The organism is Thiolapillus sp. (genome assembly GCF_048562965.1).
GTDB lineage: Bacteria > Pseudomonadota > Gammaproteobacteria > Chromatiales > Chromatiaceae > Thiolapillus > Thiolapillus brandeum_A.
The window spans coordinates 23,587-33,297 of record NZ_JBHNMF010000001.1; the positions used below are offsets into that span (position 1 = coordinate 23,587).

The following is a 9,711-nucleotide window of genomic DNA, read 5'->3' on the forward strand; positions in this document are numbered from 1 at the left end:
TGGTGCATCAGCACCTGCTTCACTTGTGCTTATCAGGTGCTTTCCCTGTTTTGTTGCGCACCTCATCCTTGCCGCTTCGTGCTGCACACCTGATTCGCGGGTGTTTAACTGCTGCCTTACACCTGTGCCACGCCTGCTTTTCGGCTGCTTTGCCGCTGTTTGATATGCGTCACAGTAACCCGGGGAGTCCAACATACGGTTAACCCTCTTCTGCATCCAGCTGCTGTCTAAGGTTGGCCACCAATGAGGAGACCGCATGACTATCCGGGGGCTGGGCGGGCATAGCCGCACCACCGCCGGCGCCAGTTTCCCCGGTGTTCGCCGTAGGCGTTTCATGGTGGGCAAGTGCATCCTTGGCTTCCTCCTTCTCTGGCGATGCCTGGGAAGGCGGCGGCGCTTCTATACTGGGAATGGGGATCACAGGGGCCGGTACAGCCTGGCTGCCGCTCATCTCCTGCAGTATCAGGCGCACCACATTTTCCGAAAGGCGTGGGCGACCCGCAGTATCCTTTGGCAGTTGGGCTATCCACTCCAGTACCACTTTGTGGTCAGCAACATGGTCATACAGACGCACCATAATGTGTTTCGCAGGCTTGCTTTTCCCCGTACTCATGCTGGCGGCAATCAATCCAGGAAAGTCAACAGACCGCGCACCACCGCATACCCGGGGTCCGCACTCAAACGGGCGTGGGGAACAATCCGGGTGATGGCAGGCTCAAACAGTGGCGCCCCTCCTCCACTGATAAACACCCTGGCGATATCGTTGGCACCATGATCCCAGGCAGCTATCAGCGCCTCCTCGATGGGTTTAGCCACCTGAGTGGCCAGCTGGCCGATGATCTCGGTCAGGTCCAGTCGCTCATCACGGAACATGACACTGCGGGAGCGCATGACCTCCGGCATAATGGCCGGATCCACCTTGAGCCCCTTTTCATCGTCCAGCCAACGCGCCAACGCCTGGGTCAGTGCGGACACCCCTACCTCTATACCGTTGGAGCGCCAATTCTGCAGGCGCCCATTGTGGAGAACAGCGTACCCGGTGGTATAGGTGCCAATATCCACGACTGCGGACTGGTAATTCATCACCTCCGCATTACCGGTGGCTTCGTGCAGAAGCGCGGCCAGTGCTTGCGGCATGACGTTGGCCTGCATGGTGACCTCATACTCCCGCTTGCCCACCATGAACTGGTGCTTGCAGTTAAGGTGATCCAGGATGGCTTTACGATGCGCCCCGTATACTGCCTGTGGCAGACCGGTGGACAATAGAACCTCGAATGCGCCCCCATCAGGAAACGCCCGGGCGATAGCGGCATAGAGAATCGCCGTCCACCCGGGCGACCCCGCCCATGAGCCAGACAACGAGTTAACCCGCTGATTAGGGCGAAACAGTGATCCCGTTTCATCGCCCACAGCCCACAGTGTGCCGTTGTAGCTCACCAGGCCATAAGCGTCAGGATCATAGATATCATCGGCCACCCCGCCGGGAAACTCAGCTGCCGCTGTGGGGAAATCGGCTACCTCTACCTTTTTCTTGGTGGGGTCACTGTACCAGGCCAACTTTGTTACGCCGGACCCTATATCTACTGCGAGTGGGTATGCCATATCTACTCCGTCAAGATGCTTTTACTAAATACATAATACCGAAAGGGCATGAAAATCCTGTGCCCCTTTAGTGGAAAGGGGGGGGGAGCTGCTAAACGGCTTTCTGGTGGGAACTGGGTGCAGTGAAAAAACGGGATTCTGTGGCCAGCGCGCGCAGGTATCCCGGGTCAGCGCCTTCCACCTCTGGGGCCGCGAAAAGACGCTGGGTAGCCGTTAGCCATTCCGGTTGGGCAGGCATCTTGTGTGTGGCCCGCCGCTCTTGTTCTTCTGTGATCCCCGTGTACGGGGGAATCAGATTGTGAGGGTAGGCGATTTGCGTGACCAACTCGGACATCTCAGCCGTGGAAGGAAGGGAGACAATAAAGCGACCCATTCCATACCCGCGCACAACAACCCCATCACATGCCAGTTCCGCCGCTTTGTAAAAGCACTGATGGCGATCCATGGCGCGCAGAAACGGGGTGATCGGGTTGATCGAGCCCGCTTGGGATGGCCCGGGGCGATGCCACTGAAGCCCGAGAGATAGCCAGGCATTGTGCAAGAACAACGAAGCCGATACAGAAAGGTTGTATATGTCCTCCCCTCCCCCCAGGTTATCCAGCAGGTCATCCACCATTGGGATGGGCAGCCACTCACGGGAAACAAAGGCTTCCAGAACGGTGACGGCGCTTACCTCAGACATCCATACCAGCTCTGGCAGGGACAGCCATACCCGCTGGTCGGTGGCACCAAAACCCCCGCCATAGTTGATCAGTGGATAAACATCAGGATCGAAGTCAGAAATGCGCACCCGCGCCAGAAGGGGAAACGGCATTTCTTTGGCCCACCCGTTCACTTTCTCTGGCGAATCCGGCAGCTGCGCGGTACGCACCTGGCTCCAGTCTGGCGAGGGCACCCGTATTTCCGACAGTATGGCGGCTGAGTAGGACGCCTGCGGGAACATCACTGCACCAAACTGCGCCCGGCGCATCCTGTTGTAGCTCTCACAGGTCTGGAACCAGGTGGTGGCGTCCTGCAACGCTCGCTGTACCTCATCATCCACGACCGGGTTGAACTCCGGCCAAAGGTGCCTTCTCAGCCCCTCCGACAAGGAGCGCTGAGGCACCTTTTCCAGACCCACCAACTGATTACCCATGAGCAGCACCCGGTACACCACCGTGGCCATAACCTCCGCCATGGCGCGAGGATCATCCTCCGGCACACCAAGTCGCGCACCAAGATCATGCAGCTTTTCATGCAGAAAAGACCGTGAACGAAACCGGGTATGATTTCCCAGGCCAGCTCGAAACAGGGCTGTGTCATCAAGATTGGTAACCCATACGAAGTCACTACTCAACCCGCGTCCGGCATCCGAAAGGTCAGCAGTGGTGCCGATACGGAAGCTCTCGCCCTGGGGCAGCGCGGCCCAACCGGAAGCGTGGGCGTCCTCATCGTCAAATATGACCACACCGATTTTATCCAGCATCAGTTAACGGCTCCCACAATTGGGGCGGGTGTGCGCGCCAACTGGTCTGCAACCAGTAGCTGCCCGCCTCTTTGTACCGATCCAGATCAGGCAGCAATCGCAGCGGCTGAAGAACGTCCTTCCTGTTGTCGAACACTGAATCTTTCAAGTGCCCAAGCGCCTTGCCAAACACCGCCGGATGGGATGCGGCCCCGCCGGGTACGCTGAACCGCTCGTCAACGCGCCCCGCCAGCCCGCGAAACATGTTGTACACCCGTCTCGCCGCTTCCTCGGTTTCTTCCGTGAGAAGGCCAGCCAGCATGGCGTGGCAAAGCAGGTTCAGATGGGCCTGGGGCAGCTCTGGCAGCCAGATCAACACCGCGCCTTTGCGCCACCCCGCATACCCAATGTGGAACACCGAGTGACAAAACGGGCATGCAGGAACCAGGTTCCTTGGGTCATTGTTGCAGTGATCGTCGTCCATGTGGTGAGCCTCAAGAAACCCGGATGCCAGCAGCGTTCCCGGCGCGGCGTCTGGTGTTCCTCGCGTCTGGAACCCGCAAAACTGGCAGGTATAGCCCGTGCTTTCCATGCGGTTGAGCCGGTTGCGGACATATTCAGCATTGCGCATCTCAGTATCCGGTTCGCTGTGCATGCGCCATCGGGCACGCTTGACGGAGATCAACAGGCGACCCGCCAGGGGACCAAGAGACACTTTGGCAAGGTGATCTTCAAACATTGTCTAGTTTCCCAGGAAGGAGCCAAAGAACTCCAGGAACTGTTCGTTGTAGGATTCTCCCGCAGTAACAGCTAACAGCTGCAGGAACGACAGAAAATTGATGGCAAGCGTACCGCCCAGAAGGTGGGTGAATGCCGACCCCATCGAGCGCCCCTGCCCCCCCTTGCCGCCGCGCATCAGCCATGTACCGCGCACCACCCCCGCTATACCAACCAACGCGATCACGACCAACGAAAAGAACACGAACTCCTGTGGCCCGGTATCCCTCGTGGGTATCTCCATCAGGATGTTCTCCGCTTCGGTGACATTGGACATGCCGTACACGGTGAACTGCAGCCCTCTGATCCAGAACGACAGGTTGATCAACAGCGACCCCACAATCAGCGACCCGGCCAGCAAAGCCGACCCTATCGAGCCGCCCCCGGTGCGGAACAAATGAGGCGCACTGAGCATGGCAGCAATGATCATAATGAAGCCGAACATGCGAATGAGGAAGACCAGTGGGCCGGACATGGCCTGCAGTTCCGCCGCAATATTTGCCAGCACACCCGCCGAGGCGGGCTCGGAGAACACCCCCACGAGCAATACAAACAACAGTAAACGCGGCATCATCACTTGTTCCGAATAACGCCGAATGTTGTGCGAACAACCAGCTTCTTGGGGTCTATGGATAACACCTTGGAGCCGTTGATTCGGTCACCAACACGTATAAACTCGCGCTCCCCCTTGGGGCCCACGATTACAGCCTTCTTTTTGGTGGCCGCCGACACATGCCACCCCGGGCGCACCTCAACATGCTTCACCCAGGTCCAGAAGCTGCCCAGAGATATCCTGATTGTTCGAAGAGACTTGTTGATTTCCTCAAACTTCTTTTCAGTCTCGGGCGACACCCCGCCTTTTTGATGACTGACGTTCTCGGCCAGAGAATTGACCCGGTTGGTCAACTCATCCAGCTGCTCGAAAAGCGCGGCCTGAGACATTTCCATGCTGTTAATCCGTTCGTCCATCGTTTGCAGCGCCGCGTCCCCGGGAGACAGGGAGCCATGAACGGCCAACACCCCCCCGCTCGGGGGCGCTTTTCTGTCCGCCGCGATCAACTCATTTGCCGGCTGTTGCTGGCGGACGGCGGCCTGTTGCGAAGCAGGTTCCGCCGCCATGAGCGCCGCATCCACTGGGTTGACCACCTGCGCAGCGCCCACCGGACTGGACGCTGGCGCCTGTAACCGCAGCTGGTTGGCGGTCATCCCCCCGTAGGGGGAGGCGGCATTCACCCGGTTCACCGGCACCGCCTCGCCTTGCCGGGGCGGCTGCGTAGCGGTTGCACCCTGGCCAGGCGTGGGCGCATTGGAATTGGAGGGGGCGCCAAGAAAGGGATTCAGCACTCCACTGCCGATAACGCCGGCCACCAGGAACGCCACTGCGATAGCAATACCAAACATCGAGAGCAGCAGCGTCATTTTGGAGACACCCTTTTGTACGGGGTGAGGCTGCGACCAATTCTGTGCGCCCCGCCGGGTGTGCGCGGGTGGCGACTCATCGTAACCCGCGCCGCTGTCAAGAACGGGGTCCGGCTCATGGGAGGCATCCAGGTCATCCAGGTTATTCAGATCAGAGAAATCATTCATTTTTGCACCTCAAATATCATTACCGCCACCAAGATGTCCGGATCCAGGGTCACAGTAGGTGGGCGGTTAAACTGGCTGGCCAATACATTTGACACACGATCACCAACCCGCCCCAGCGCGACGCCCACCTGTTCCTCGGTACTCAGGTCGCGTATGACCGTTTCCACGGTGCCGCCCGGGCCGATAGTGGTTTGCGTGGTGCCGCCTGCCAATACGGCTTCGCTTGCCCCCTCCAGCAGCGCGGACGCAATCAGCCCTCCCCATCGCTCCCAGTAGTGGTGATCCACATCGGAAGCGACAGCCAGCGTTTTCTTGCGGGCATCCATGGCGTAGCCACGCATGGTGTAGGTGACGCCATTGGATAAAGTGATGTGGTTGTACTCAATAACCAGGTGGTCATCACTCCGCTTATATGTGCCATCAAGCCTGGCACCGACCAAGCGCGGATCATCGGCATGCACAACCGTACCAGCCACCGGTGGAATAGATAGGTCGGAATCCACCGACACATCAGAGCTGATGAACAGCACATCCCCAGGCAACAGCGCCTTGAGTTCCGGCGGAACGGTGCGCGCCGCACCAGAGACGGCGGTAGCTTGTTTATCTTTTTCAGAAGAAGCGGCCAAGCCCTCTTTTATCACCGGTGGCGGCTCATACTGCACAACCGTGGTGCCATGCCCGGAAAGCGCAGCCCAACCGGCCTCACGCCCTGTAAGGTACTGCTCAATCTGCGCCTGCGCGGTTGGTAACCGTGGCGGCGGCGGGGGGGGAGGCGTGGGCGCAGGCGCGGCCTTGGGGGCCGGTGCTGCTTTCGGCGATTTTGGCAGGGGCTCATAGATAGGCTTTGCAAAATAACTCTCGCCCTTTCGGGCGGCCGCATCATAGTTGATCTCATTGCCTTCTTTAATCATGCCCTTGACGGTTTCGGGCATGGTCAAGTCGCGAGCATCCGGCACAAGGTCTTTGACTGGCGCCTGATTTCTCACCCCCCGTATGTTGACCCCGGGAGCGATATTCTCTTTGTCAGAATCCAGAGTAAACACCGAGTAGATACCAAACACCCCCAGTACGATCACGAATGCAAACACCACCCACCACTTTTTGTCGATCAGCCCACGGATAGGCACCTTCTTCTGCTTATTGGGATGAGTGTTCGGCATTACTGCCCCCCATGGCCATCAAGCGCGCAGACGAGATATCCAGGTCTATTACAGCTACCTCGCCGTCCCTGGCAATCATCAGTGATTCCTGTAACGGCAGGCGGTAGGCGCGATAACCGTTCAACCCCCGCTGTACCGTGGTGTAAGGGGAATACACGGCCTCGGTCGGCGCAGTGCGCACGTAAAGCGAATTACCCGCCATCCACACCACCAGGTTGGGCGCAGGCGCAGGCACCCGCACAGCTGAAGCGGTCGGTTTTAGCCCGTCAAGGGTCCGCGTGATCGCGGATTCCGCAACGGGATGCTCTCGCTCACCGACGATGGGAAGGTGCGCATTCGGACCTCGCCCCTTGATGCGGAGCACGACACGATCATCGGTGGTCTTCCCATCCACAACCACCAACACCGATACCGGCAGGGACTGCCCTTTGAGGGTGAACTGAACATTGGTGCGACCGACGCGCCGCAACGGAGACACCTGTACTAAGTTGTGCAATTCATACCCCTCCGGGTCTTCCACTTTGAAAGAGCCCGGGTCACCCGCGCCCAAGGTGGTGATCGGCCATGGCGCACCGGTCACGTCCACCACGGTCATGGATGTCATCATTGCGGGGGAAATATGCACACGCACCGCACCCGCTGTCGGGTCCAAGGGCACATCCACCATGCGCGAACGCATCGTTGGCAGCGCATCTGCAGAGGCACGCTCCATATCGTTGTACAACACAAAAAAATCCTTGAGTTGATCCGGGTTCACCGGAATCATCTGCCGCCTTGTCTCCTGATACTGTGCGGCCTGTGCCTGTGGTTCCATCGCCACGGGTTGGCGCTCTTCACCAGAACGCGCACGGGCCTCATACTGCCGCCCTCGCGCGACAGCGCCATCACCAGCAGGCGGTTGCGCAAGGGCGGCGGCGCTAACAAACGCCATTGCCAGGTAGGCTGTGAATCGATACATAGAAGACCTTCCGCACAAAATTATTGATATCCAACATTCTGGCATAGGTCGCCCAAATTCCTGTGGCTCACGCCGGTCAGTTGAGGCACCGAGCGGGGCGGGGGGGGCTAACGGGGCTTGCGCTTGTGGGATGCCCTTGTGACCAAAAAGCGCGACAAGCCCCTTCCTTCAGGGAGGGGGAGGATAGCGCATCGCCGGTAGGCGATTAGTGAGGGGTTTGCTGTTGTTCGATATAGCGTTTCAGCACCTCGATGGGGGCACCGCCACGGAACCGGCAAAGTACGAAGGCGACCAGAGGTGGCCTTTCTTTCCGATCCAGTGGGTTTTGATGTGCGGGTAGCGTTTGCGCAGACGGCGGGACGACACCCCTTTGAGGCTGTTGATCGACCGCCATCAGCGGCGCGCGCTTTTTGCGCGTCGGCTGGATGAGCTTGTTATGTGCGATTTTTGAAAACTGGCCATAAGTGTTCTGTACTTCATGGGGGCTTCCTCTTTTTTCATCAGGTTTTAGTGTATTATATCGTATAGGAACTTATTACGCATGAGCCCCTCATCTTTCCCCAGGGAACAAGGGCCACGTAGGAAAGAAACAGGTGCCCTGCGAACGGCAATTAATTGTTAATTGGGCCTACCCTAACACGCTGATTACTCTAGCAAACAAAGGAACGCCCCGCATCGCGCCACTGTGGCGCAACCCAGGTGAACCCATGAAACAACTGGACAACATCAAGCATATTGCCTACCTCAAACTGGGGCAGCATCGCGGCACACGCCGCCTCTGGATGCAGGGCCAGAAACTAGAGGACGCCGGGTTTGAGCCAGGATCCCGGTATCGCATTACCCGCGACCCTGATAGCAACACGTTAAACATTGAGATAACCGAAGACGGCGCACGCACCGTCAGCAAGAAGCGCGTGGGGAAAAAGGAGATCCCCGTGGTGGACATCAACAACAAGGTGCTGGCCGAGATGTTCAACAAGTCGGTGGAGCGCGTCTGCGCGGTAGTGACGGACAAGAGCATCATTATCGCCATCCACCCTGACGATGAAGCAGCCGCGGAACGCTATGGGCGGCTGATCGCCAAGCTACACAACAACGAGCCCCTGGCCATCGGTTCTGTTTCTCATGGCGGCGGCATCATGGACAACGCGCTGCACCAGGGGCTGGCAAGTAGCGGCGTGGACGCCCGCCTCGCCTACGCCGTGGAAATCGAGCATAAATATCTTGAGGCCTCGTTGCGCAATAACGAGGTCTGGGATGAGCGCAGCATTTCCGTATGCGCTCCCATGGAGGAAGTCGATCCAAGGCTTCTACCAAAAATCGACATCTATGCCGGAGGGATACCCTGTACCGGCGCCTCCCGTTCGGGAAAAGCGAAGAACAAGATCGCCCATGCCGAAGAGCACGAATCTGCAGGTGCCCTCTTCTTGGCGTTCCTCACCATTATGAAACAGGGCAATCCGTCCGTGGTTGTTCTGGAAAATGTACCGGATTACCGGCACACCCAATCCATGACCGTAATCCGTTCAGCACTGAAACAACTCAAGTACCAGGTTCACGAAACCATCTTGGACGGCGCCGAACACGGGGCGCTGGAAGCGCGCAAGCGTTTTTGCATGGTGGCTGTCACGGAGGGCCTTGAGTTCAACTGGGAACGTCTGCGGCCGATCCGCAAAAAGGAGGCGCGCCTGGGCGATGTGCTTGATGCCATCGAGGACACCGATGGTATGTGGCGAACCTATGCCTACCTGGACAAAAAAGCAACCCGAGACAAGGCTGCTGGCAAAGGGTTCAAACAACAGCTTGTTACCCCGGATTCTACCTCGGTGGGCACTATCGGGCGCGGCTACCAGAAAGGCCGATCCACTGAGCCATTCTTGGCGTCTCCCACGGACCCTGGCAAAAAACGACTGCTGACCCCCAAGGAGCATGCTCGCGTGAAAACCATACCCGAGCACCTGGTGGAGGGGCTATCAAATACCATAGCCCACGAAATCCTTGGGCAATCCGTCATACACAGCGCCTTTGTTGCCACGGGCATTCTTATCGGCAACACGCTGCTTGATGCTTATGACGACATGGATGCATCCGATGCGTCAAAACTCACAGGGCGGGAAGTCCCAGAAATCGTTATGGAGTTTGGCGAACCGGAAAAGCCTCGCAAACGCCGGGCGCCGCATTAA

At 58.3% G+C, this 9,711-nt stretch carries 9 protein-coding genes and 1 pseudogene; 1 reads left to right on the forward strand and 9 read right to left on the reverse strand.

The annotated features are described in order from the left end of the window. Window positions 1-199 precede the first annotated feature (199 nt). The 9 genes and pseudogenes from ACOCD2_RS00145 to ACOCD2_RS00185 form a co-directional block, all read right to left on the reverse strand. Entirely contained in the window at window positions 200-613 is a 414-nt protein-coding gene (locus tag ACOCD2_RS00145) for a hypothetical protein (RefSeq protein ID WP_293643897.1), read from the reverse strand. Window positions 614-624: 11 nt separating this feature from the next. Next, the gene (locus ACOCD2_RS00150; protein ID WP_293643895.1) at window positions 625-1,602 is read right to left on the reverse strand and encodes a ParM/StbA family protein; all 978 of its coding nucleotides are present in this window, start codon (window positions 1,600-1,602) and stop codon (window positions 625-627) included. Window positions 1,603-1,693: 91 nt separating this feature from the next. Continuing rightward, on the reverse strand, window positions 1,694-3,067 hold the full coding sequence (locus ACOCD2_RS00155) for a hypothetical protein (protein WP_293643893.1): 1,374 nt from the start codon (window positions 3,065-3,067) through the stop codon (window positions 1,694-1,696). Beyond that, window positions 3,057-3,785, reverse strand: a complete 729-nt coding sequence (locus ACOCD2_RS00160) for a hypothetical protein (RefSeq protein WP_293643891.1) — start codon at window positions 3,783-3,785, stop codon at window positions 3,057-3,059. The genes ACOCD2_RS00155 and ACOCD2_RS00160 overlap by 11 nt, the downstream gene beginning before the upstream one ends. 3 nt (window positions 3,786-3,788) lie before the next feature. Continuing rightward, window positions 3,789-4,400 (reverse strand): hypothetical protein, encoded by a 612-nt coding sequence (locus ACOCD2_RS00165; protein ID WP_293672389.1) that lies wholly within the window; start codon window positions 4,398-4,400, stop codon window positions 3,789-3,791. Next, window positions 4,397-5,410, reverse strand: a complete 1,014-nt coding sequence (locus tag ACOCD2_RS00170; protein ID WP_293643887.1) for a hypothetical protein — start codon at window positions 5,408-5,410, stop codon at window positions 4,397-4,399. Before ACOCD2_RS00170 ends, ACOCD2_RS00165 begins: the two co-directional genes overlap by 4 nt. After that, window positions 5,407-6,537, reverse strand: a complete 1,131-nt coding sequence (locus tag ACOCD2_RS00175; protein ID WP_293652300.1) for a DotG/IcmE/VirB10 family protein — start codon at window positions 6,535-6,537, stop codon at window positions 5,407-5,409. The genes ACOCD2_RS00170 and ACOCD2_RS00175 overlap by 4 nt, the downstream gene beginning before the upstream one ends. Window positions 6,538-6,547: 10 nt before the next feature. Beyond that, the gene (locus ACOCD2_RS00180; protein ID WP_293643883.1) at window positions 6,548-7,528 is read right to left on the reverse strand and encodes a DotH/IcmK family type IV secretion protein; all 981 of its coding nucleotides are present in this window, start codon (window positions 7,526-7,528) and stop codon (window positions 6,548-6,550) included. A gap of 205 nt (window positions 7,529-7,733) precedes the next feature. Continuing rightward, window positions 7,734-7,912, reverse strand: a pseudogene (locus ACOCD2_RS00185) (transposase); the annotation flags it as partial. A 323-nt stretch (window positions 7,913-8,235) separates the two neighbouring features. On the opposite strand from ACOCD2_RS00185, the gene ACOCD2_RS00190 reads away from it, so the two are divergent. After that, window positions 8,236-9,711, forward strand: a complete 1,476-nt coding sequence (locus ACOCD2_RS00190) for a DNA cytosine methyltransferase (protein ID WP_293643881.1) — start codon at window positions 8,236-8,238, stop codon at window positions 9,709-9,711.